Source organism: Massilia agilis, from assembly GCF_024756255.1.
Classification (GTDB): Bacteria; Pseudomonadota; Gammaproteobacteria; order Burkholderiales; family Burkholderiaceae_D; genus Telluria; species Telluria agilis.
Genome location: NZ_JANUHB010000006.1, coordinates 82,051 through 105,999 on the forward strand (window position 1 = coordinate 82,051; position 23,949 = coordinate 105,999).

General features: G+C 66.6%; 16 protein-coding genes. 13 read left to right on the forward strand and 3 right to left on the reverse strand.

Features of this window, described 5'->3' with window-relative positions:
- The first annotated feature begins 9 nt into the window (after positions 1-9).
- On the forward strand, positions 10-897 hold the full coding sequence (locus NX774_RS20585) for a LysR family transcriptional regulator (RefSeq protein WP_258824331.1): 888 nt from the start codon (positions 10-12) through the stop codon (positions 895-897).
- 31 nt (positions 898-928) lie between these two features.
- On the opposite strand, the gene NX774_RS20590 is transcribed toward NX774_RS20585, so the two are convergent.
- Positions 929-3,283, reverse strand: coding sequence for a Tex family protein (locus tag NX774_RS20590; RefSeq protein WP_258824157.1), 2,355 nt, complete (start codon positions 3,281-3,283; stop codon positions 929-931).
- 90 nt (positions 3,284-3,373) lie between these two features.
- Positions 3,374-6,151, reverse strand: a complete 2,778-nt coding sequence (locus NX774_RS20595) for an AMP-binding protein (protein WP_258824158.1) — start codon at positions 6,149-6,151, stop codon at positions 3,374-3,376.
- A 282-nt stretch (positions 6,152-6,433) separates the two neighbouring features.
- On the opposite strand from NX774_RS20595, the gene NX774_RS20600 reads away from it, so the two are divergent.
- The 6 genes from NX774_RS20600 to NX774_RS20625 all read left to right on the forward strand — a co-directional run bounded on the left by NX774_RS20600 (position 6,434) and on the right by NX774_RS20625 (position 19,023).
- Positions 6,434-9,550 carry a DEAD/DEAH box helicase gene (locus NX774_RS20600; protein ID WP_258824159.1) on the forward strand — a complete coding sequence of 1,039 codons (3,117 nt, stop codon included), beginning with the start codon at positions 6,434-6,436 and terminating at the stop codon, positions 9,548-9,550.
- 128 nt (positions 9,551-9,678) lie between these two features.
- Complete coding sequence (locus NX774_RS20605) at positions 9,679-10,833, forward strand: sensor histidine kinase (RefSeq protein WP_258824160.1); 1,155 nt, start codon at positions 9,679-9,681, stop codon at positions 10,831-10,833.
- 64 nt (positions 10,834-10,897) lie between these two features.
- Positions 10,898-11,578 (forward strand): response regulator transcription factor, encoded by a 681-nt coding sequence (locus NX774_RS20610; RefSeq protein WP_258824161.1) that lies wholly within the window; start codon positions 10,898-10,900, stop codon positions 11,576-11,578.
- Positions 11,579-11,733: 155 nt separating this feature from the next.
- Positions 11,734-12,435 (forward strand): transposase, encoded by a 702-nt coding sequence (locus NX774_RS20615; protein ID WP_258824162.1) that lies wholly within the window; start codon positions 11,734-11,736, stop codon positions 12,433-12,435.
- Between the two features lie 265 nt (positions 12,436-12,700).
- On the forward strand, positions 12,701-17,407 hold the full coding sequence (locus NX774_RS20620) for a glutamate synthase-related protein (RefSeq protein ID WP_258824163.1): 4,707 nt from the start codon (positions 12,701-12,703) through the stop codon (positions 17,405-17,407).
- A 152-nt stretch (positions 17,408-17,559) separates the two neighbouring features.
- Complete coding sequence (locus NX774_RS20625; protein WP_258824164.1) at positions 17,560-19,023, forward strand: glutamate synthase subunit beta; 1,464 nt, start codon at positions 17,560-17,562, stop codon at positions 19,021-19,023.
- A 2-nt stretch (positions 19,024-19,025) separates the two neighbouring features.
- Here NX774_RS20625 and NX774_RS20630 read toward each other — a convergent pair whose 3' ends face one another.
- Entirely contained in the window at positions 19,026-19,361 is a 336-nt protein-coding gene (locus NX774_RS20630) for a hypothetical protein (protein WP_258824165.1), read from the reverse strand.
- 418 nt (positions 19,362-19,779) lie between these two features.
- On the opposite strand from NX774_RS20630, the gene NX774_RS20635 reads away from it, so the two are divergent.
- The 6 genes from NX774_RS20635 (at position 19,780) to NX774_RS20660 (ending at position 23,764) form a co-directional block, all read left to right on the forward strand.
- Positions 19,780-20,583: an ABC transporter ATP-binding protein gene (locus tag NX774_RS20635; protein WP_258824166.1), complete on the forward strand. Its 804-nt coding sequence runs from the start codon at positions 19,780-19,782 to the stop codon at positions 20,581-20,583.
- Positions 20,580-21,362 carry a lipid asymmetry maintenance ABC transporter permease subunit MlaE gene (gene mlaE / locus NX774_RS20640; protein ID WP_258824167.1) on the forward strand — a complete coding sequence of 261 codons (783 nt, stop codon included), beginning with the start codon at positions 20,580-20,582 and terminating at the stop codon, positions 21,360-21,362. The genes NX774_RS20635 and mlaE overlap by 4 nt, the downstream gene beginning before the upstream one ends.
- A gap of 44 nt (positions 21,363-21,406) precedes the next feature.
- Positions 21,407-21,889 (forward strand): outer membrane lipid asymmetry maintenance protein MlaD, encoded by a 483-nt coding sequence (gene mlaD / locus NX774_RS20645; RefSeq protein ID WP_258824168.1) that lies wholly within the window; start codon positions 21,407-21,409, stop codon positions 21,887-21,889.
- Positions 21,886-22,764 (forward strand): MlaA family lipoprotein, encoded by an 879-nt coding sequence (locus NX774_RS20650; RefSeq protein WP_258824169.1) that lies wholly within the window; start codon positions 21,886-21,888, stop codon positions 22,762-22,764. Before mlaD ends, NX774_RS20650 begins: the two co-directional genes overlap by 4 nt.
- 68 nt (positions 22,765-22,832) lie before the next feature.
- Positions 22,833-23,483, forward strand: coding sequence for an MlaC/ttg2D family ABC transporter substrate-binding protein (locus NX774_RS20655; RefSeq protein WP_258824170.1), 651 nt, complete (start codon positions 22,833-22,835; stop codon positions 23,481-23,483).
- 5 nt (positions 23,484-23,488) lie between these two features.
- A complete protein-coding gene (locus NX774_RS20660; RefSeq protein WP_258824171.1) occupies positions 23,489-23,764 on the forward strand; it encodes an STAS domain-containing protein in 276 nt (91 codons plus the stop codon).
- Positions 23,765-23,949: the final 185 nt, after the last annotated feature.

The window sequence follows — 23,949 nt, forward strand, 5'->3', positions numbered from 1 at the left end:
ATGACGCAGATGGACCGGTTTCACGAGATGCAGATTTTCGTGCGCATCGTCGCGCGCCGCAGCTTCACGCAGGCGGCCGAAGAGCTCATGATTCCGCGCGCTACCGCCACCAACGCCATCAAGCGCCTCGAGAGCCGGCTCGGCACCCGCCTGCTCGACCGCACCACGCGCGCCGTCGCGCCCACGCAGGACGGAGCCGCATATTACGAGCGGTGCGTGCGCCTGCTGGCCGACCTGGATGAAGCCGAGGGCGCGTTCCGCGGAACGGAACCCGCCGGGCTGCTGCGCGTGAACCTGCAGCCCACGCTGGCGCGCCACTTCGTGTTTCCCGCCCTGCCGGCGTTCCTGGCACGCTATCCACGCCTCCAGCTGCACGTGGGCGAGGACGACCGCCTGGTCGACCTGGTGCGCGAAGGCGTCGATTGTGTGCTGCGCGTCGGCCAGTTGCAGGACTCGTCGATGGTGGCGCGGCGCGCGGCCAAGCTGGAACAACTGACCGTCGCCAGTGGGGCCTACCTGGACCGGCACGGAACGCCCACCACGCTCGCCGACCTGGCCCGGCATCGGGCGGTCCACTACGTCTCCACCGCCACCGGCCGGCCCTATCCGCTCGAATTCGTGACCGGGTCTGGCATCGAGCTTGCCACGCCGCCGGGTGTGGTGTCCGTCACAGGCACGGAAGCCTATACGGCCGCGGCGATCGCCGGCCTTGGCCTGGTCCAGGTACCGCGCTACCGCATTGCCGACCAGTTGGCCACGGGCCTGTTGCGCCCCGTGCTGGCCGATATGCCGCCGCCCCCGATCCCGGTGTCGGTGCTGTATCCGCGCCAGCGCCAGCTGTCGGCGCGCGTGCGCGTGTTCGCCGACTGGCTGGTACAGCTGTTCCGCGACAGCTGAAGGCCAGCCGGCGGCGGCTGGCGCAATCGGCTTACTTCTTCAGCTTTGCAAACGCGGCGGCCATCGCCCCGCCAGCCGCAGGGGCCGCGCGCTCCTGCTGGCGCTGGTGTTGTGCCAGCCGCTTGCCGTCGTTGCGGTCGCCCCGCTGCTCCGGGCGCGAGCCCGGCTGCGGCGCGCTGTCGGTCAGGCGCATGGTGAGCGCAATGCGCTTGCGCTTCACGTCCACTTCCAGCACCTTGACCTTGACCACCTGCCCCGCCTTCACCACCGTGTGCGGGTCCTTCACGTAGCTGTTGGACAGCGCCGAGATGTGCACCAGCCCGTCCTGGTGCACGCCGATGTCCACGAACGCGCCGAACGCGGCCACGTTGGTCACCACGCCTTCCAGGATCATGTCGGGCTTCAGGTCCGAGATCTCTTCCACCCCTTCCTTGAAAGTGGCGGTGGTGAATTCGGGGCGCGGGTCGCGGCCCGGCTTTTCCAGCTCCTTCAAAATGTCGGTCACGGTCGGCACGCCGAACTTCTCGTCCGCGTACTTGGACGCGTTGAGCGACTTGAGCAGCTTGCCGTCCCCGATCACGCCCTTGATGTCGCGCTTGATGTCAGCGAGGATCTTCTCGACCACCGGGTACGACTCCGGGTGCACCGCGGACGCGTCGAGCGGGTTCTCGCCGTTCATGATGCGCAGGAAGCCGGCCGCCTGCTCGAAGGTCTTGTCGCCCAGCCGCGGCACGCTCTTCAAGGCCGCGCGCGAGGTGAACGCGCCCTTCATGTCGCGGTACGACACGATGCTCTGCGCCACCGACGACGACAGGCCGGACACGCGCGCCAGCAGCGGCGCCGAGGCGGTGTTCACGTCCACGCCCACCGCGTTCACGCAGTCTTCCACCACCGCGTCGAGCGAGCGCGCCAGCTGGGTCTGCGACACGTCGTGCTGGTACTGGCCCACGCCGATCGACTTGGGATCGATCTTCACCAGTTCGGCCAGCGGGTCCTGCAGGCGGCGCGCGATCGAGACCGCGCCGCGCAGCGACACGTCCAGTTCGGGCAGCTCGCGCGAGGCAAATTCCGACGCCGAGTACACCGACGCGCCGGCCTCGGACACGACGATCTTGGTGAGCTTGAGCTCGGGGCGGCGCTTGATCAGCTCCTGCGCCAGCTTGTCCGTTTCGCGCGAGGCGGTGCCGTTGCCGATCGAGATCAGCGAGACCTTGTGCTTTTCCGCCAGCTGGCCGAGCACGTGCAGGGCGCCTTCCCAGTCGTTGCGCGGCTGGTGCGGGTAGATGGTCGAGGTGTCCACCACCTTGCCGGTCGCGTCCACCACGGCCACCTTCACGCCGGTGCGCAGGCCCGGGTCCAGGCCCATCGTCGCGCGTGGGCCGGCCGGCGCGGCCAGCAGCAGGTCCTTGAGGTTGCGCGCGAACACCTGGATCGCCTCGAGCTCGGCGCGCTCGCGCAAGGCGCCCATCAGTTCGGTCTCCAGGTGCATGAAGCTCTTCACGCGCCAGGTCCAGCGCGCGGTGTCGAGCAGCCATTTGTCGGCCGGGCGGCCCATGCCCTTGATGCCGAACTGCGCGGCGATGCGGTTTTCGCACGGGTTGTGCGGCGCGTCCCACTTCGGTTTTTCGGGCTCGGAATCCAGGCGCAGCGTCACGTCGAGCACACCCTCGCGCCGGCCGCGCATGAGCGCCAGCGCGCGGTGCGAGGGCACGGTGGACAGCGGCTCCGAGTAGTCGAAGTAGTCGGCGAACTTCTCGCCTTCGTCCTGCTTGCCTTCGATGACCTTGGACTCGACCACGCCATGCTCCTGCACGTACTCGCGCAGCGACTGCAGCAGCGTGGCGTCTTCGGCGAAGCGCTCCATCAGGATCTGGCGCGCGCCGTCCAGGGCCGCTTTGGTGTCCGGCACGCCGGGGTTGGCAACGCCGTCGGCATTGGTGAAGGCCTCGCGCAGGTACTTGGCGGCTTCCTCTTCGGGATTGCGGGTCGGGTCGGCCAGCAGGTCCTCGGCCAGCGGCGCCAGGCCCGCTTCCACCGCGATCTGGGCCTTGGTGCGGCGCTTCTGCTTGTACGGCAGGTACAGGTCTTCCAGGCGGGTCTTGTCTTCGGCGTGGGTGACGGCGTCGAGCAGTTCCGGCGTCATCTTGCCCTGTTCGGTGATCGAGGCGATGATCGCCGCGCGCCGCTCTTCCAGCTCGCGCAGGTAGCGCAGGCGCTCTTCCAGCAGGCGCAGCTGGGTGTCGTCCAGGCCGCCGGTGGCTTCCTTGCGGTAGCGGGCGATGAACGGCACGGTCGCGCCTTCGTCGAGCAGGGCGACGGCAGCGGCAACCTGGGCCGGCTTGGCGGACAGTTCAAGGGCAAGGCGTTGTTCGATGGATGGCAGCATTGGTTCCAAACGGTGTCAGTCAAGCGGCCAATGATACGCAAACAGCGCCGTAGTGCCAGTCTTGACAGTACCGGCGGCGTGTGCAAATCCTCAGGCCAGGGGCTCGCCGCGCAGCGACGCGAGCGACTGCCGCGCCGCCTCGCGCAGCTGCACGGCGTCGGCCCAGCCGGCGCCGGACGGGCGCAGCATGGGCCCGACTTCCAGCGCGATGCGCGCATGGCGCGGCCGCCAGCTGCCGGCGCGCAGCGCTTCGCGCGTGCCGGACAGGGCAGCCACCACGACGGGCGCGCGCGCCTGCGCTGCCGCCATGAACGCGCCGGAATGGAATGCGAGGATGCCGGACTCGCGGGTGAATGTCCCCTCCGGGAAAACCACCAGGCGCTCGCCGCGTCGCAGTGCGGCCACGAGCGCGCCCACATCCTCGGCGCCACGCCGCGCGTCGGTGCGCTCGACGAACACGCCGCCGACCCCGGTGACGAGCCGTTTCATCCACCACTGGCGCGCGAATTCGCGCTTGGCGGTGAAGGCGTAGCCGGGCGTGGCCGGCAGCACCGCGGCCAGCACGATCGCATCGAGGTAGCTGGAATGGTTGACCAGCAAAATATGCGGCTCGGGTGGCAGGCGCGCGAGGCCCTGCGCCTGCGGGACCGCGCCAAGCAGCCGCATGGCCAGCCGCGCGCCGGCGCGCACCATGCGCCTGCCGGGCGCTGGGCGCTGCAAGGCGATCACCGGCGCGCCGAACGCGAGCAGCACGAGCGCAAACACGAACCAGGCGTAGCCGGCATACAGCCAGGCCAGCGCGCGCCTGCCCGTCACCTGTGCCCGTGCCAGCAGCGCCTTTGCTGCCAGCTGGGCGCCGTGCAGCCACGGCCGCTGCTCCGGCCGGGCGAGCGTGCCCTGCTCGTAAGCCTCGCGGCTGGCAAATCGCCGGATCTTGCCGCTCGATGTCTTGAGCACCGAGTGCGGCGGCGCCAGCACGATGTCGTCCGGCGGCATGCCGATCACGTCCACCGCCTTCTCGTTCAGCTGCCGGCGCAGGCGCGCGCGATCGAGCTCGGACGTGGCGCGCGTCTCGGCCACCACCACCAGCCGCTCGCTGCCGGTGGCCGGGTCCGGGCTGCCGAATACGGCGACGCAGCCCTTGCGGATGCCCGCTATCTCGCCGATCGCCTGCTCCAGGTCGTAGGGGTACAGGTTGCGCCCGCCGCGCTTGATCAGGTCCTTGACGCGCCCGGCCGGGAACACCTCGCCATCCGCAATGTAGGCGTGGTCGCCGGTGTCGAGCCAGTCGCCGTGCTTGAGCAGCCGCGTGGCATCAAGGTTGCGGTAGTAGCCGCTGGTGGACGAAGGCCCGCGAAACTCGAGCCGGCCCACCTCGCGTTCCGGCAGCTCGGCGCCGGTGTCGTCCACCACGCGTATCTCGTGCCCCGGCAGCGCCATGCCGCAACCCACCAGCGCGATGGTGTCGCTCGCGCCGCGCGGCGCCGGCACCGCGCGTCGTTCGCGCACGAAGGGTTCGCGCAAGATGGTGTCGATGCGCGGGCCGCGCCCCGGTGGCGGAAACGCCAGCCCCACCGACGACTCGGCCAGCCCGTACACCGGAGCCAGCGCTTCGCGCCGCAGGCCGCAGCGCGCAAAGCGTTCGGCAAACGCTGCCAGTGTGGCCGGGCTCACCGGCTCGGCGCCGTTCAACGCCAGGCGCCAGCACGACAGGTCGAGCTGGCGCAGCGTCTCGTCGCCAACGTGGCGCGCGCACAGCTCGTAGGCGAAATTCGGCGCCGCCGAGATCGTGCCGCGATGGCGCGAGATCGTCTCCAGCCACAGCGCCGGCCGCGCCAGGAAGGCCAGCGGCGACATCAGCACCAGCGGAATGCCCGCGTACAGCGACCCGAACCAGGCGCCGATCAGCCCCATGTCGTGGTAGAGCGGCAGCCACGAGACGAAGCGGTCGCCGGGGCCGGCGCGTGCGGCCTGCACCAGCGCACGAATATTGGCCAGCAGGTTGGCGTGCGTGAGCGTGACGCCCTTTGGCGCGCCGGTGCTGCCCGAGGTGTACTGCAGGAACGCGATGTCGCCGCTGCCCGGCCGCTGCGCCGGCAGGTGCTCCGAACCGTGCAGCTCGGCCGGGGTGACGATGGCGCCGAGCGAGGGCACCGCCGCCTGCAGCATCACCGCCACCGGCTTGCCCGCCTCCACGGTGATGATGAGTGCCGCCTGTGCGTTGGCCAGGATACCGGCGTGTCGCTTGAGGTGGTCTTCGATGTTGGCCAGCCGCGCCGGCGGATAGATCGGCACCGGAATGCCGCCCGCGAGCATCACGCCGAAGAAGCAGGACAGGTAGTCGCGGCCGGTCGGCAGCATCAGCGCCACTGTCTGGCGCGGGCGCAGCCCGTGCGCCAGCAGGCCGGCGGCCACCTCGCGCGCCGCGGCGAACAGCTCGCCATGGGTGATCGGCACTTCGCGCCCGTGCTCGTCGCGCAGCAGAATGTGCACCCGGTCCGGCGCGCGGCTGGCGTGCCAGTCCAGCACCTCCAGCAGCGTTTCGGCCTGGGCGGGGACCGCGGCGCCGCCTTGCGTTGGCAGCGCCGCCGTGCGCAAGTCCTCGTAGCGGCGCGGCGACAAGAAGCGCAGCAGTTCCAGCGGCGTGTCGGCTTCGGCCAGCGCCTGCGGCGGCAGCTCGACCGCAAACGCGCGCCCCACGCGCTGGACCAGCTCGACCCGCGCCAGGCTGTCCAGCCCCAGTTCGCGCTCGAACGAGCTGTGCCCGGTGACGGCATAGGCTTGCCCCGGATGGTTCTCGCGCGCGACCTGCTCGACGATCCCCAGCAATTGGTCGATGGCGGCGGAAGAGGTGACGGTATCGTTCACGGCATTCGGCCCGGACCCGGTGTCCGGCCACCTTAGAACGTCGCCGCGACCGGATTTTGCGCTGCATCACGCCGTTGCGGGAACTGCATTTTGGCCGAACCGGCTGATCAGCGGGGTGTCGAAGCGCAGGAACAGCCCGGGCCGCCCGCGGGTTTGCTCTGCTTCAGTGCAATTTCGTGTTGAAAAGATTTCTTGGGAAGGTGCGATTCCGAACAAAACAGAAGTGGCCGTATGAAGGATAATAGCGTTTGTTGTGTTTTTTGATACAGGCTCAAGGGACCCATGCACACTGTTGATTTCCAACGCGACGGCACCAGCGAAGCAGCTCCTTCGGCGCGCGCCCCCGCGCGCACGACGGCCCTGCCCGCCCCGGTGACGAGCTGGCTGCAACGGGTCGAGGCGGCGGCGCACCCGCGCCCCCGGCTGACCGCCGAAGCGACGGACCCGAAGGCTGTCCAATTTAAATTCGTATACGTGATGGCCCCGACGTCCGGCGGCCGCCACGTTGCCATCTGCCTGTGCAAGGCCAAGCTGCGCCCGAATGGCGAGGTGGCCTCGGCCGCCCCGGTCAGCGAAGTGTTCTCGCTGCTGTCGGCGCCGCCCGCCTACCTGGAGGGCGACGACGTTGACCTGGTGCGCTTTTTCATCGCCATGCGCAGCGGCGCGTCGCAGGGCACCAGCGCCACCGAACCCAAGGGCAAGGTCGGTGCGATCCTGCTGCAGATGCTGCTTGAACAAGAGAAACTACTCTGGGCCAACTCGTGGCAGGACATGGCCAACGGCCTGGTGTACCCGCTGCAGGCCGGCCCGGTGCGTCGCGCCAACCTGGCCTGGCGCGACGAAGGCCGCGCCGCCAAGCTCGGCTGGTCGGTGGAGCCGGCCAAGGGCGTGAACCACCCGGGCGCCGACCAGATCGACTACATGCTGCCGACCGACCCGCCGTGGTATGTGGACAACCTGTCCTGCGGCCCGCTCGAGCTCAACCGCGGCGGGGTGGACATCTCGCTGGCCGAGCTGCAGGCGCTGGTCGCGCAGGCGCCTGTGCTCACCGGCAACGACAAGAAGCGCGTCTCGCAGCTGCTGCTGGCGCACGGCCTGCAGCAGCTGATGCCGCTGCCGCAGCCGCTGTCGCAGCGCGTGCGCAACGACGTCAAGCCGGTGCCGCACCTCTTGCTCGATTCGGTGCAACTGCCTGACGTTAACGGCCAGCGCTGGCACGACTACGCCGTGCTGTCCTACGACTACGACGGCCAGCAAATCTCGTTCGACCCGGCCCAGCGCGTGGTGCGCCAGGTGGGCGACATCACCGAAGTCATCGACCGCGACGATGCCGCCGAGGCCGACGCGCTGGCGCTGCTGCACAAGCTGGGCTTCCGCAAGCCGGCCACCGCACCGCTCAGCGGCGTGGTGGGCGCGCTGCAGCTGGACAGCCAGGCGCACTGGCTGCGCTTTGCCGAAAGCGACCTGGACGGCCTGATCGACGCCGGCTGGCACTTGCAGAAGTCCGCCAAGTACCGCTACGACGTGGTGCCGGTGGACGACTGGTACGCCCGCATCGATGAGCCCGAGGAAGCGGGCAAGGCCTGGTTCGAGCTGGAACTGGGCATCTCGGTCAACGGCAAGCCGGTGCCGCTGCTGCCGGTGCTGGTGCAGCTGATCCGCAGCGCGCCGACCGACTTCAACCCCGAGGTGCTGGCCGCCCACGCCGAGGACGACCAGATGCTGGCCACCCTGCCGGACGGCGTGCGCGTGGCGCTGCCGTGGGGCCGCGTCAAGCCCATCCTGGCGACGCTGGGCGAGCTGTATTTCAACGAAAAGCTCAAGGACAAGGTCCGCCTGTCCACGCTGGACGCGGCGCGGCTGGACGACTTGGCGCGCGGCGTTGCGCTGCGCTGGTCCGGTGGCGAGCAACTGCGCGAGACCGGCCGCAAGCTGGCCAGCTTCGGCTCCGTCAAGAAAGTGGCGGCCCCAGCCGGCCTGCGCGCCACCCTGCGCGACTACCAGCTGGACGGCTTGTCGTGGATGCAGTTCCTGCGCGAATACGACCTGGGCGGCATCCTCGCCGACGACATGGGCCTGGGCAAGACGGTGCAGACGCTGGCCCACATCCTGGCAGAAAAGGAAGCCGGCCGCCTGACCAGCCCGGCGCTGGTGATCGCGCCGACCAGCCTGATGACCAACTGGGTCGAGGAAGCCAGCCGCTTTGCGCCCGACCTCAAGGTGCTGCTGCTGCAGGGCAAGGAGCGCATGGAGCTGTTCGACCAGATCGACCAGGCCGACCTGGTGCTGACCACCTACGCACTGTTGCCGCGCGACGAGGAAAAGCTGCGCGAGCACCACTACCACCTGGTGATCCTGGACGAATCGCACTACATCAAGAACACGCGCTCCAAGGCGGCGCAGACGGCCGGCATGCTCAACGCCCGCCACCGCCTGTGCCTGACCGGCACGCCGCTGGAAAACCACCTGGGCGAACTGTGGTCGCAGTTCCATTTCCTGCTGCCGGGCCTGCTCGGTGACGAAAAGACCTTCAACGCCCAGTTCCGCCACCCGATCGAGCGCCAGGACGACCCGGTGCGCCGCGGTTTGCTCAATCGCCGCATCCGTCCGTTCCTGTTGCGCCGGACCAAGGACAACGTGGCCAAGGAGCTGCCCGAGAAGACCGAGATGGTGCGCAAGGTCGAGCTCACCGGCGCCCAGCGCGACCTGTACGAAACGGTGCGCCTGGCCATGGACAAGAAAGTGCGCGAGGAAATCGACCGCAAGGGCGTGGCGCGCAGCCAGATCGTCATCCTGGAAGCGCTGCTCAAGTTGCGCCAGGTCTGCTGCGACCCGCGCCTGGTCAAGGCATTGCCGTCCAAAAAGCAGCCGGTCTCGGCCAAGCTGGCCGACCTGATGCAAATGGTGGACGACCTGCTCGAGGAAGGCCGCAAGATCCTCGTGTTCTCGCAGTTCACCAGCATGCTGGGGCTGATCGAGGAGGAGCTGGACGCGCGCAACATTCCCTACGCCATCCTCACCGGCGAGACACGCGACCGCTCGGCCCAGGTCGCTGCGTTCCAGCAGGGCGCGGTGCCGATCTTCCTGATCAGCCTGAAGGCGGGCGGGGTGGGCCTGAACCTGACCGCGGCCGACACCGTGATCCACTACGACCCGTGGTGGAACCCGGCGGCCGAGAACCAGGCCACCGACCGCGCCTGGCGCATCGGCCAGGACAAGCCGGTGTTCGTCTACAAGCTGATCGCCAAGGGCACGCTGGAAGAAAAGATCCAGCAGCTGCAACAGAAGAAGTCCGAGCTGGCCCAATCGATCCTGGCCGAAGGCGAATCGCAGAAGATGGCGCTCACGCAGGAAGACCTGCAGGCGATCTTCGCGCCGCTCGAGGACGCCTCGTCGTAAAGCGCGGCAACGGTGCGGCCTGCACCGTTGCCCGCTCCTGTTGCCGCACCGCTGCGCTTGTCTATACACAGGCGCAGCCTGGACGATATACTGACTGGCGCTAGTGTCACTTTTGAAAAGGCCAGTCCATGGATCGCAGCGCGTGCAGCAACGGTTCAGGCCCCGCGGCGCTGAAGACGCCGGGCGCGGCCGATGCTTTCCGCGCCATTGCCGAGATTGCCGGCGACATCGCCTTCATCGTCAATTGCCCGTCGGGTGATCTGCGCTACATCAGTCCTTCGGTCGAACAACTGCTCGGCCATTCCCCAGCCGCCCTCAAGCAACAGCTCGCTTGCCCCACCCAGGATGGCCCGCTGCGCGCGCTGTGTGCCGGATTGCCGCAGCGGCTGGCGCGCTACGCCGCCGGCGACACCTCGCGCCTGCGCCTGGTGCGCGAATGGGAGGTGCCAGCGGCCTCAGGGCAGGCGGTGCCCGTCGAAGTCATCTCTACACTGATCCTTGATGCCGACGGCGCGCCGCTGGCACTGGCCGGCATGATCCGCGACCAGTCGCCCAGGCGCGCGCTTGCGGCGGAGCAAAAGCGCTTCGCCAGCATGCTCAACCACGAGTTCCGCACCCCGCTCTCGACCATCGACGGCGCCATCCAGCGACTGGAAGCCACCAGCGGCAACGCCGACGAGGCCACGCGCCAGCGCTATCGCAAGATCGGCGCCGCGGTGGACCGGCTGATCGGCATGCTGGATGAATACCTGTCGCCCGACCGGATGGCCGCGCTCGGTCGCAGCAAGCCCCCGGCCGGGATCGCGCCGCGCCAGTTGCTCGATGAGGCGGCCCAGCTGCTGCGCTCTGCCGGGCGGCCGGTGCGCATCCAGGCCGACGCCTTGCCGGCCACACTGCGCGGCGACCCGCAGGGATTGCGGCTGGCCGTCAAGGTATTGGTGGACAACGCGCTCGCGTTTTCGCCGGCCGGCAGCGAGGTCGCCTTGTTCGGGCAGGCCGTCGCCAACGGCACCGAGCTGGCGGTCGCGGACCAGGGCGCGGGCGTTCCCGCGGGCGATGCAGCACGCATATTTGACAAGGGTTTTCGCGGCAGTAATGCAGCTGGCATACCGGGCAACGGACTCGGTCTTTACATGGCGCGTTCGGTGCTGGAGGTGCATGGAGGCACGATCGAGCTCGTCGAAAGCCCGTTTGGTGGCGCAATGTTCAAAATCTGGTTGCCAACACCGGTTGAACGCGGGAAAGTTGTTGATTCGCAGGAGCCCAACCGTGATAATCGTTAAACCCAGGCCGGGGTGGACGCCCCAATTGGCGCCCATACCACAATGACAACAATGGCCAATCTCCATGACGCAAATCCTGATTGTTGAAGACAACGGCGATTACGCCGGCGACATGGCCGAGTTCCTGAGGGAGCTCGACCACGAAGTGAACGTCGCGACCACTGCGAGCGAAATGTGGGCCGCGCTGACCCGCACGCCGACCGCGGTCGTGGTACTCGACCTCGGCCTGCCTGACGAGGACGGCTTCAATGTGATCCCGCGCATGCGCCAGCTCTACCCGGAAATCGGCCTGCTGGTCCTGACCGGGCGGGTTGCCTTCGATAACCGCATCCTCGGCCTGCGGCTGGGTGCCGACCACTACCTGACCAAGCCGATCAAATTCCCCGAACTGGCCGCCCACATCGAGGCGCTGGACCGCCGCGTGCGCCCGCAGGAGCCGGCGCCGGCGCCCAGCAAATGGGTGCTGCGCGTGAGTGCCCGCCAGCTCGAGCTGATGGGCAGGGTGATCGACCTGACCGAGAAAGAATGCAATTTCCTGCACCTGCTGACCATTAACACCCGGCCGGTCCCGCGCCAGGTCATCGTGGCCGGCATGGGCGGGGACGACCCCGAGGCCAGCCGCCGCGTCGACATGCTGGTCTACCGCCTGCGCAAGAAGGCCCGCAGCGGCCTGGGCCAGGACCTGCCGCTGCGCAGCGCCTATGGCGAGGGCTACAGCCTCTCGGCCGGCTTTACCTTGTCCTGACCCGCAATCGGGGACAGGGTGCTGGCGCATCCGTGCCGTCTCCGGTGATTATTGGGGACACAGTCGCCTGAAAATATTGAACGGCTGGACGGAAATGGGGACAGGGTGGCCATTGTGGGGTACAATGCCCTGCAATCCGATCCTGCACCGACGCCATGGCCCGCCAGTCCCGCCTCATCCTGCCCAACCAGCCGCACCACGTCATCCACCGCGGCAACGACAACCAGCTCATCTTCCGTGAGCCTGAAGACTACGAGCGCCTCGTTGGCTGGCTCAAGGAATCGGCCCGGTTCTACAACGTGGCCGTGCACGCCTATGTGCTGATGCCCAATCACTTCCACCTGCTGGCCACGCCGAGCGACGGCACGGGCCTGGCGCTGATGATGCAAAAGATCGGCCGCCTGTACGTGCCCTGGTTTAATCAAAAATACAACAGGAGCGGCAGCCTGTTCCAGGGGAGGTTCCGCACCTCGCTGGTCGAAGCCGACAAGTATTTCCTCGCCTGCTGCCGCTACATCGAACTCAATCCCGTGCGCGCCCAGCTGGCAGCCGACCCGGCCGAATACCCCTGGTCGAGCTATCGCCACCACGCGGGGCTGCGGCCGGACCCGGTAGTGAGCGATCACTCGCTCTACTGGTCGCTGGGCAATACCCCGTTCCAGCGCGAGGCTGCCTACATCGAACTGGTGCAGCAAGGGCTCCCGGAGCAGGAGCTCAGGCAGATCGACGAGGCGGTGCGCAAGGGCTGGCCGCTGGCCACCGACACCTTCAAGGCCGAGCTGGAGCGCAAGACCAGCCGACGCATCCTGCCGGCCAAGCGCGGCCGGCCCTTCAAACAGGCGCCGCCGGCGGCTTGAGTGGCGTAGGGTGGCCCTGGCCTGCGTCGCATCCAATCTTCCGTAAGTTGAACGCGTGGGCAGGAGACCTGCCCACCCTACATCGCGTCCGCAGGCTGGGCGGGTCCAACAATAATTCGCGCTGCTTCACCATGTCCCCAATTATCCAGTGAGTGGAAAAGTACTCCAATAATTCGACTCCGACCCTAATTATTCTCGTTGAACTTTCTGTTGCGTTGCACTATTCTCGGCCTTCAACCCCCAAAAAAGCTGTTGGAGAAGCCTCATGATTGCCCAAGGTTTGTACGATCCAGTCAATGAACACGACGCGTGTGGCGTCGGTTTCGTCGCCCATATCAAGGGCAACAAGAGCCATTCGATCATCGAGCAAGGCCTGATGATCCTGAAGAACCTCGACCACCGGGGCGCCGTCGGCGCAGACCCGCTGATGGGCGACGGTGCCGGCATCCTGATCCAGATCCCGGACCAGTACTTCCGCGACGAGATGGCCAAGCAGGGCATCGAACTGCCCCCGCCGGGCGAATATGGCGTGGGCATGGTGTTCCTGCCGAAGGAACACGCCTCGCGCATCGCCTGTGAGCAGGAAATCGAGCGCGCCGTGCGCATCGAAGGCCAGGTGGTGCTCGGCTGGCGCGACGTACCGGTCGACGAGACCATGCCGATGTCGCCGACCGTCAAGGCCAAGGAGCCGGTGATCCGCCAGATCTTCATCGGCCGCGGCCCGGACATCATGGTCACCGACGCGCTCGAGCGCAAACTGTACGTGATCCGCAAATCGTCCGGCCACGCGATCCAGGCGCTCAAGCTCATCCACGGCAAGGAATTCTTCGTGCCGTCGATGTCGGCGCGCACCATCGTGTACAAGGGCCTGCTGCTGGCCGACCAAGTGGGCGTGTACTTCAAGGACCTGCAGGACTCGCGCTGCATCTCGGCCCTGGCCCTGGTGCACCAACGCTTCTCCACCAACACCTTCCCGGAGTGGCCGCTGGCCCACCCGTACCGCCTGATCGCGCACAACGGCGAGATCAACACCGTCAAGGGCAACTTCAACTGGACCCGCGCCCGCGAAGGCATGCTCAAGTCGGCCGTGCTGGGCGACGACCTGCCCAAGCTGTTCCCGCTGATTTACGAAGGCCAGTCCGACACCGCCTGCTTCGACAACGCGCTCGAACTGCTGGTCATGTCCGGCTACCCGATTGCCCAAGCGATGATGATGATGATCCCGGAAGCCTGGGAAAACCACTCGCTGATGGACGACAACCGCCGCGCCTTCTACGAATACCACGCCGCGATGATGGAACCGTGGGACGGCCCGGCCGCCATGGCCTTCACCGATGGCCGCCACATCGGCGGCACCCTCGACCGCAACGGCCTGCGCCCGGCGCGCTACGTTGTCACCGAGGACGACCTCGTCGTGATGGCGTCCGAGTCCGGCGTGCTGCCGATTCCCGAATCGAAGATCGTCAAGAAATGGCGCCTGCAGCCGGGCAAGATGTTCCTGATCGACCTGGAAGCCGGCCGCATCATCGACGACAAGGAGCTCAAGGACACCTACGCCAACGCCAAGCCGTACAAGGCATGGATCAAGTCGGTGCGCATCAAGCTGGGCGACATCAAGCTGGCAGGCAGCCACGCCGCCGCCCAGGCCCAGGGCGAGAAGGCCGCCGCATCGCTGCTCGACCGCCAGCAGGCCTTCGGCTACACCCAGGAAGACCTGAAGTTCCTGATGGCGCCGATGGCCCTGCTGGCAGAGGAAGCCACGGGCTCGATGGGCAACGACTCGCCGCTGGCGGTCATGTCCAACAAGCTCAAGCCCCTGTACAACTACTTCAAGCAGCTGTTCGCGCAGGTGACCAACCCGCCGATCGACCCGATCCGCGAAGCGATGGTGATGTCGCTGGTGTCCTTCATCGGCCCCAAGCCCAACCTGCTGGACACCAACAACGTCAACCCGCCGATGCGCCTGGAAGTGTCGCAGCCGATCCTTGGCTTCGAGGACATGGCGCGCCTGCGTAACATCAGCTCGCACACCGGCGGCAAGTTCAAGTCCTACGAACTGAACATCTGCTACCCGGTTTCGTGGGGCAAGGAAGGCATCGAAGCCTCGCTCGCCTCGCTGTGCGCCGAGGCCGTGGACGCGGTCAAGTCGGGCCACAACATCCTGATCGTCTCGGACCGCAAGGTCGATGCCGGCCAGGTCGCGATTCCCGCCCTGCTGGCCACCTCGACCATCCACCAGCACCTGGTGGCGCGCGGTGTGCGCGCCTCGACCGGCCTGGTCGTCGAAACCGGCTCGGCACGCGAGACCCACCACTTCGCCCTGCTGGCCGGCTACGGCGCCGAAGCCGTGCACCCTTACCTCGCGCTCGAGACGCTGGCCGAACTGGCTGCCCACCTGCCGCACGAGATGTCGGCCGAGAAGGCGATCGCCAACTACACCAAGGCCATCGGCAAGGGCCTGATGAAGGTGATGTCCAAGATGGGCATCTCGACCTACATGTCGTACTGCGGCGCGCAGATCTTCGAAGCCGTGGGCCTGAACAAGGAACTGGTGAACAAGTACTTCCGCGGCACCGCCTCGGGCGTGGAAGGCATCGGCCTGTTCGACGTGGCCGAGGAAGCGCTGCGCCTGCACGGCCTGGCCTTCGGCAAGGACCCGCTGCTGGCCAATGCGCTGGACGTGGGCGGCGAATACGCCTACCGCGTGCGCGGCGAAGACCACGTCTGGACGCCGGATGCGATCGCCAAGCTGCAGCACTCCACGCGCGCCAACAACTTCAACACCTACAAGGAATACGCCCAGATCATCAACGACCAGAGCCGCCGCCACCTGACCCTGCGCGGCCTGTTCGAATTCAAGATCGATCCGGCCAAGGCGATTCCGCTGGACGAAGTGGAACCGGCCAAGGAGATCGTCAAGCGCTTCGCCACCGGCGCCATGTCGCTCGGCTCGATTTCCACCGAGGCGCACGCCACGCTGGCCGTCGCGATGAACCGCATCGGCGGCAAGAGCAACACCGGCGAAGGCGGCGAGGACCCGCTGCGCTACGTGAACGAGTTCAAGGGCATCAAGATCAGCAAGGGCGAGACCCTCGCCTCGGTGCTCGGCAAGGACCGCGTGGTCGCCGACATCCCGCTGCTGGAAGGCGATTCGCTGCGCTCGAAGATCAAGCAGGTCGCATCGGGCCGCTTCGGCGTGACCGCCGAGTACCTGAACTCGGCCGACCAGATCCAGATCAAGATGGCGCAGGGCGCCAAGCCGGGCGAAGGCGGCCAGCTGCCGGGCCACAAGGTGTCGGAATACATCGCGTCCTTGCGCTTCTCGGTGCCGGGCGTGGGCCTGATCTCGCCGCCGCCGCACCACGACATCTACTCGATCGAGGACCTGGCGCAGCTGATCCACGACCTGAAGAACGCCAACCCGACCGCGTCGATCTCGGTCAAGCTGGTGTCCGAAGTGGGCATCGGCACCGTGGCCGCGGGCGTGTCCAAGGCCAAGGCCGACCACCTGGTGGTGGCTGGCCATGACGGCGGCACCGGCGCTTCGCCGCTGTCGTCGGTCAAGCACGCCGGCACGCCGTGGGAGCTGGGCCTGGCCGAAACCCAGCAGACGCTGGTGCTCAACGGCCTGCGCAGCCGCATCCGCGTGCAGGCTGACGGCCAGATGAAGACCGGCCGCGACGTCGTCATCGCCGCCATGCTGGGCGCGGACGAAATCGGCTTTGCGACCGCGCCGCTGGTGGTGGAAGGCTGCGTCATGATGCGCAAGTGCCACCTGAACACCTGCCCGGTGGGCGTGGCCACGCAGGACCCGGTGCTGCGCGCCAAGTTCTCGGGCAAGCCGGAGCACGTGGTGAACTACTTCTTCTTCGTGGCCGAGGAAGCCCGCCAGCTCATGGCGCAGCTGGGCATCCGCTCCTACGACGAACTGATCGGCCGCGCCGACCTGCTCGACAAGTCGAAGGCGATCAACCACTGGAAGGCGCAGGGCCTGGACTTCTCGAACATCTTCTTCCAGCCGAAGACCGACACGCGTCACCAGATCTACCACAGCGACGCGCAGGACCACGGCCTGGACCGCGCGCTCGACCACAAGCTGATCGCGCAGGCCAAGGCCGCGCTGGAGAAGGGCGAGCGCGTCTCGTTCATCTCGCCGGTGCGCAACGTCAACCGCACCGTCGGCACCATGCTGTCGGGCGAAGTGGCCAAGCGCTACGGTCACGCCGGCCTGCCGGACGACTCGATCCACATCCAGCTGCAAGGCACCGCCGGCCAGTCGGCTGCGGCCTTCCTGGCGAGCGGCATCACGATCGACCTGGTCGGCGAAGGCAACGACTACGTGGGCAAGGGCCTGTCGGGCGGCCGCATCATCGTGCGCCCGAACACCGAGTTCCGCGGCTGGGCGGTGGATAACATCATCGTCGGCAACACCGTGCTGTACGGCGCGATCGCGGGCGAAGCCTTCTTCAACGGCGTGGCCGGCGAGCGCTTCGCGGTGCGTAACTCGGGCGCCACCACGGTGGTGGAAGGCTGCGGCGACCACGGCTGCGAGTACATGACCGGCGGTACGGTCGTGGTGCTGGGCGACACCGGGCGCAACTTTGCGGCCGGCATGTCGGGCGGCGTGGCCTACGTGTACGACCCGAAAGGCGAGTTCGCCGGCAAGTGCAACACCGCGATGGTGGACCTGGTGCCGGTGCTGCCCGAGAAGGAGCAGAAAGACGTGGCCGGCTGGCACAGCCAAACCCGCGGCGGCGAGCGCGAGCCGGACGAAGTCATCCTGCGTCGCCTGATCGAGCGTCACTTCAAGCACACCGGCAGCACGCGCGCGCGCAACCTGCTGGACGACTGGGCCAACAGCCGCGGCAAGTTCGTGAAGGTCTTCCCGACCGAATACAAGCGTGCGCTGGAAGAGATGCACAACAGCAGCATGGAAGAGGCCAACGACGCGGCCGAGCAGGAAGCGGCGTAAGCATTAGACGAAAAGTGAGCACGTCGTCCCCGCGTAGGCGGGGACCCATAGACCGGGCGCAGTACTGCCAGGGTCGCGTTTCACGAAACTCAGCATGGGTCCCCGCCTTCGCGGGGACGACGTGCAGAGGGTGCGAATAAAGGACAAAACACGTGGGTAAAATCACAGGCTTCATGGAATTTCAGCGTCAGGAAGAGGGCCACCTCGACCCGACCCAACGCGTCAAGAACTACAAGGAGTTCGTACTGACGCTGACCGATGCGCAGGCCAAGGTGCAGGGCGCGCGCTGCATGGATTGCGGCATCCCGTTCTGCAACACCGGCTGCCCGGTCAACAACCAGATCCCGGACTGGAACGACCTGGTCTATCACGGCAACTACCGTGGGGCGCTGGACAACCTGCACTCGACCAACAACTTCCCCGAGGTCACCGGCCGCATCTGCCCGGCCCCGTGCGAGGCCGCCTGCACGCTGAACTTCAACAGCGAGGCAGTCGGCATCAAGTCGATCGAGCGCAAGATCGCCGACACCGGCTGGGAGCATGGCTGGATCGTGCCGCAGCCGGCGCTCGAAAAGACTGGCAAGAAGGTCGCCGTGGTCGGCTCCGGCCCCGCGGGCCTGGCTGCCGCACAACAGCTGGCACGCGCCGGCCACGACGTGACCGTGTTCGAGAAGAGCGACCGCATCGGCGGCCTGCTGCGCTACGGCATCCCTGACTTCAAGATGGAGAAGGGCCTGATCGACCGCCGCGTCGAGCAGATGAAAGCCGAAGGCGTGACCTTCCGCACCAGCACCCTGATCGGCAAGGACTTCCCGGCCACCGTGTCGAACATGGCGCGCGAGACCATCTTCCCGGAAGACCTGGAAGGCCAGTTTGACGCCATCATCCTGGCCGGCGGCGCCGAGCAGCCGCGCGACTTGCCGGTGCCGGGCCGCGAGCTCAAGGGCGTGCACTTCGCGATGGATTTCCTGCCGCAGCAGAACCGCGTGAACGCCGGCGACAAGGTCAAGGACCAGATCAAGGCCACCGGCAAGCACGTGGTCGTGATCGGCGGCGGCGACACCGGCTCCGACTGTGTGGGCACCTCCAACCGCCACGGCGCGGCCTCGATCACCCAGTTCGAGCTGATGCCGATGCCGCCCGAGCACGAGAACAAGCCGCTGGTGTGGCCGTACTGGCCGACCAAGCTGCGTACCTCGTCCTCGCACGAAGAGGGCTGCGAGCGCGAATTTGCGGTCGCGACCAAGCGCTTCGAGGGCAAGAACGGCAAGGTCGAGAAGCTCATCGCCTGCCACGTCGAGTGGAAGGACGGCAAGATGACCGAAGTGCCGAACTCGGAATTCGAGATGAAGGCCGACCTGGTGTTCCTGGCCATGGGCTTCGTTTCGCCGGTGCAGCAGGTGCTGGACGCATTCGGCGTGCAGAAGGACGCGCGCGGCAACGCCCGTGCGACGGTGGACGGCGAGAACGCCTACGCAACCTCGTCGCCCAAGATCTTCGCGGCCGGCGACATGCGCCGCGGCCAGTCGCTGGTGGTGTGGGCGATCCGCGAAGGCCGCCAGTGTGCGCGCGCAGTGGACGAGTTCCTGATGGGCTCGTCGGTATTGCCGCGCTAAGGCTATTTCGGTGGGACGGGTGCCGGCGCAACGCCGGCCCCGCCCGGGATCGTAATGATGATCGGCGCCGGCTGGGGTTGCGGCGCCTTGCTGAAGTAGGTCAGCAAGCCAACCGTCAGGCCGACCACGGCGATGGCCAGGCCGATGGCCCACTTGATCAGGTCCGCCGTATTCTTGTGCATCTCGGCACGCATCTCTGCGCGCAGCACCGCCATCTCTGCACGCAGCTCGGCGAAACCGGTCCTGACGACTCCTTCGAAGTCGGCCAGGCGAGCATATACCTCGGCTTTCACGGCCGTTACCTTTGCATCCACTTCTTCGCGCGTCACGTCGCTCATGAAGCCATGATTCGGTCTTAAGAAAGGAATGTCAATCGTGCCAGGCATGGGTTAGCGCACGGTCAAGCCGGTTGCCGCCGTGCACGCAAAGAAGCCGGTCGCAGCCCGCTCGCTTCTTGCCCCATGGAAATAACTGTCAACCTCGTACCCACCCTTAATAGTGCACGCACGCACCATTATTGACGCACCGCAACAGGAGCTAACCTTCGCGAATGTATGTTAAAATCCCTCGCCGTTTTGAAGCTTGGGAAATATGCATATCTCAAGAAAAACAACTACTTACGGTGCGGAAATATCTGACTCGACGGTTATTAATGTTGTATTATCACGTCGATATCGCCTGCTAGATTGAGGTGTCGCCAGCAGAGATTGCCGTTTCTGCACTACAATACGTGATTCCCCAAAAACCAATAGCACTGTGTCCAATCTTGTCGAAATCCGCGACCTGCATTTCGCGTACGGGTCGCGCCCCATCCTGCAGAACCTGCGCATGGACTTCCCGCGCGGCAAGCTCATTGCCGTCATGGGCGGGTCGGGCTGCGGCAAGACCACGGTGCTGCGCCTGATCGGTGGCCAGATCCGCGCCCAGCAGGGCACGATCAAGGTGGCCGGCAAGGTCGTCGGCGACCTCGACACCGAGGAGCTGTACGGCCTGCGCCGCAAGATGGGCATGCTGTTCCAGTTCGGCGCGCTGTTCACCGACCTGTCCGTATTCGACAACGTGGCGTTCCCGCTGCGCGAGCACACCGACCTGCCGGAAGAGCTCATCCGCGACCTGGTGCTGATGAAGCTGCACGCGGTCGGCCTGCGCAACGCGCACAAGCTCAAGCCCAGCGAGATCTCGGGCGGCATGGCGCGCCGCGTGGCGCTGGCGCGCGCCATCGCGCTCGACCCCGAGCTGATCATGTACGACGAGCCGTTCGCCGGCCTGGACCCGATCTCGATGGGCGTCACCGCGAACCTGATCCGCAACCTGAACGACACCCTCGGCTCGACCTCGATCCTGGTTTCGCATGACGTGCACGAAACCTTCGCGATCGCCGATTACGTTTATTTCATGTCGTCAGGAAAAATCGTCGCCGAGGGCACGCCGGCCGAAATGCGCGCCTCGGACGATCCGTACGTGAAACAATTCGTGAACGCTGCCCCCGATGGCCCGGTGCCGTTCCATTATCCCGGCAAGTCGCTGGCCGAGGACCTTGGCCTTGGGAGCCCGGCATGATCACCGATACGCTGGCCTTCATCGGCGACTTCGTGCTGGGCCTGTTCGCCCGGATCGGCTTCGTCACCCGCTCGTTCTTCAACCTGCTGGGCAAGATGCCGGGGGCGCTGCGGCGTCCGGCCCTGATTTCTGAACAGATCCATTTCATCGGCAACTATTCCTTGCTGATCATTGCCGTGTCCGGCATGTTCGTCGGCATGGTGCTGGCCTTGCAGGGTTACTACATCCTGAGCCAGTTCGGCGCCTCCGAAAAACTGGGGGAAATGGTGGCCCTGTCGCTGCTGCGCGAGCTTGGCCCGGTGGTCACGGCGCTGCTGTTCGCCGGCCGCGCCGGGACCTCGCTCACCGCCGAGATCGGCCTGATGAAGGCCGGCGAGCAGCTGTCGGCGATGGAAATGATGGCGGTCAATCCGATCCAGCGCGTGCTGGCGCCCCGTTTCTGGGGTGGACTGGTCGCCATGCCGATCCTGGCCACCGTGTTCTCCGCCATTGGCGTGATCGGCGGCTACGTGGTCGGCGTGCAGTTGATCGGCGTGGACGAGGGCGCGTTCTGGTCGCAGATGCAGGCCAATATCGACGTGCAGTACGACGTGCTGAACGGGGTGCTCAAGAGCGTTGTGTTTGGCGCGGCCGTGACCTTCACCGCGCTGTTCCAGGGTTACGAGGCGCAGCCGACGCCGGAGGGAGTCTCGCGCGCCACCACCCGCACCGTCGTGGTGGCCTCGCTGATGGTGCTTGGGCTGGACTTCATCATGACCGCCCTGATGTTCAACAGGTAAATGTGTTGGCTGCGCGCGGCGCGGCTCTCTGATTAGGAAAAAGTATGCATCGCAAAATTATCGACGTCTGGGTGGGCCTGTTTGTCGTGCTCGGCGCCTTGGCCTTGCTGTTCCTGGCCCTGAAGGCCGGCAACATGAGCACCATCTCGTTCACCAAGACCTATGCCGTCACCGCCAAGTTCGACAACATCGGCGGCCTCAAGCCGCAGGCGCCGGTCAAGAGCGCGGGCGTGGTGGTCGGGCGCGTGGGCGACATCAATTTTGACGACAAGTCCTTCCAGGCCCTGGTGCGCCTCGACCTGCAGCCGCAGTACAAGTTTCCCAAGGATAGCTCGCTGAAGATCCTGACCGCGGGCCTCTTGGGCGAGCAGTACGTCGGCATCGAGCCGGGCGGCGACACCAACAACCTGGTCGATGGCGATCGCATTGCCCACACCCAGTCCGCCGCGGTGCTGGAAGACCTGATCAACCAGTTCATCTACAACAAGGCTGCCGAAGGCGGCAAGGAAGGGGGCGCCCAGCAATGATCCGCCAGCTGTCCCTCTTCGGTGGCGTGGCCGCCTCCGTCCTGCTCACCGGCTGCGCAACGCCGGCCAACCCGCAGGACCCGCTCGAGAAGTTCAACCGCGCCGTGTTCACCTTCAACGACACCGTGGACCGCGCCGCGCTCAAGCCGGCCGCCACGCTGTACAAGGAGCACACCCCGAGCTTTGTGCAGACCGGGGTGAACAATTTCTTCGGCAACCTGACCGATGCCTGGAGCGGGGTGAACAATCTTGCCCAGGCAAAAGGGCGAGATGGCATGAACGACCTGACCCGTTTTGCCTTCAACTCGACCTTCGGCATTTTCGGGGTGCTCGACATTGCCACCCCCGCAGGGTTGCGTAAACACAACGAAGACCTGGGCCAGACGCTCGGCTACTGGGGCGTGCCAAGCGGGCCCTACTTGATGTTGCCGATCCTGGGCCCATCTACCGTGCGTGATACCGTTGCCCTTCCGGCCGACTTGTGGGGCGACCCGTGGTCGCACAAGATGCCGGTCAACTGGCGCAACGTCGGCATCGGCGTGCGTGCGGTGGACCAGCGCGCATCGATCCTGGACGCGTCCAACTTGCTGGAAGAGGCAGCGCTCGACCGCTACGAGTTCATCCGCGACGGCTACCTGCAGCGCCGCGCCAGCCGCGTCTACGACGACGAGCGCTCGCAGGAAAAGCACGAGAAGCGGCTGCGCCAGCAGGGGCAGCATGAAGAGCAGGAGCCCAGCGGCAAGGTCGATATGAAAGACGCCTACGGCGACGACGAGGCCAGCGGCAAGGTCGACATGAAGAAGGCCTACGGCGACGAGGGCGATGCTGCGCCGCCGCCGCAGGCTGCGCCGTCATCCAAAGAACCGCAAAAGTAGTTAACACGCCACTGCCGCGCGCCACGAACCGAGCGCGGGCAGCCCCGCTAACGAATGGAAGAATATTTATGAAACCTATCGCACAACTGATCGTTACCGTCCCCGCCGCCATGTTCGCGACCGCCGTGCTGGCCGCTCCCGCGCCGGCCTCCGCCGAGGCGCCGGACGTGCTGGTCAAGCGCATCGCCACCGACGTGATCGACTCGGTCAAGTCGGACAAGGACATCCAGGCCGGCAACCGCAACAAGATCATGGACCTGGTCAACGAGAAGATCCTGCCCTACGTGGACTCGCAGAAGATGACCCAGCTGGCCGCCGGCCGCTTCTGGCGCCAGGCCACGCCGGAACAGCAGAAGGCCCTGGCCGACGAGTTCCGCACCCTGCTGGTGTACACCTACTCGGGCGCGCTGGCGCAGATCCGCAACGAGACGCTCGAATTCAAGCCGTTCCGCGCCGACCCGGCCGATACCGAAGTCGAGGTGCGCTCGCAGGTGAACATGACCCGCGGCGAACCGATCACGCTGAACTACCGCCTGTCCAAGACGCCGCAGGGCTGGAAGATCTTCGACCTGAACGTGCTGGGCGCGTGGCTGGTCGAGACCTACAAGAGCACCTTCGCGTCCGAGATCAGCAAGGGCGGCGTCGATGGCCTGATCAAGAAGCTCCACGAGCGCAACCAGCAGCTGGCCAGCAAGCCGCTGCAGGCGCCGAAGAGGTAACCTCCATGGCCGAAGCGAACCCGATGCTGTCGCTCGATGCGCTGACCTTCGCGTCCGGCCGCGCCGCGCTCGACCAGGGCCTGGCCGCGATCGCCGCCGGCGAGACCGTGTTCGACCTGGGTGGCGTGAAGGCGGCCGATTCGACCGGCGTTGCGGTGATGCTGGCCTGGCAGCGCCGGGCGCTGGCGGCCGGGCAGCGGCTGTCCTTCATCCACGTGCCGGCCAACGTGCACTCGCTGGCGCGCCTGTACGGCGTGGACGACCTGCTGCCGGGCAGCTGAAAAACCGGCGCCTTCAGCCTCGTCGTCCCGGCGAAGGCCGGGACCCATGCTGAGCTGGCGGGCCTGCGGCGTCAACGCGCATTCAACCACGCGGTCCATGGGTCCCCGCCAAGGCGGACGGCGAGTCCGGGGACGACGTGGCGCATGTCGTAAATATCCCCACCAGCCTCTTCCAGTTTCGATTT

Bases quoted from the DNA above. Each gene is read 5' to 3' on its own strand.
- NX774_RS20605 (WP_258824160.1), top strand. From the start codon at position 9,679: ATGGATCGCAGCGCGTGCAGCAACGGTTCAGGCCCCGCGGCGCTGAAG.
- NX774_RS20615 (WP_258824162.1), top strand. From the start codon at position 11,734: ATGGCCCGCCAGTCCCGCCTCATCCTGCCCAACCAGCCGCACCACGTC.
- NX774_RS20600 (WP_258824159.1), top strand. From the start codon at position 6,434: ATGCACACTGTTGATTTCCAACGCGACGGCACCAGCGAAGCAGCTCCT.
- NX774_RS20650 (WP_258824169.1), top strand. From the start codon at position 21,886: ATGATCCGCCAGCTGTCCCTCTTCGGTGGCGTGGCCGCCTCCGTCCTG.
- mlaD (WP_258824168.1), top strand. From the start codon at position 21,407: ATGCATCGCAAAATTATCGACGTCTGGGTGGGCCTGTTTGTCGTGCTC.
- mlaE (WP_258824167.1), top strand. From the start codon at position 20,580: ATGATCACCGATACGCTGGCCTTCATCGGCGACTTCGTGCTGGGCCTG.
- NX774_RS20585 (WP_258824331.1), top strand. From the start codon at position 10: ATGGACCGGTTTCACGAGATGCAGATTTTCGTGCGCATCGTCGCGCGC.
- NX774_RS20660 (WP_258824171.1), top strand. From the start codon at position 23,489: ATGGCCGAAGCGAACCCGATGCTGTCGCTCGATGCGCTGACCTTCGCG.
- NX774_RS20590 (WP_258824157.1), bottom strand. From the start codon at position 3,283: ATGCTGCCATCCATCGAACAACGCCTTGCCCTTGAACTGTCCGCCAAG.
- NX774_RS20630 (WP_258824165.1), bottom strand. From the start codon at position 19,361: ATGAGCGACGTGACGCGCGAAGAAGTGGATGCAAAGGTAACGGCCGTG.
- NX774_RS20655 (WP_258824170.1), top strand. From the start codon at position 22,833: ATGAAACCTATCGCACAACTGATCGTTACCGTCCCCGCCGCCATGTTC.
- NX774_RS20610 (WP_258824161.1), top strand. From the start codon at position 10,898: ATGACGCAAATCCTGATTGTTGAAGACAACGGCGATTACGCCGGCGAC.
- NX774_RS20620 (WP_258824163.1), top strand. From the start codon at position 12,701: ATGATTGCCCAAGGTTTGTACGATCCAGTCAATGAACACGACGCGTGT.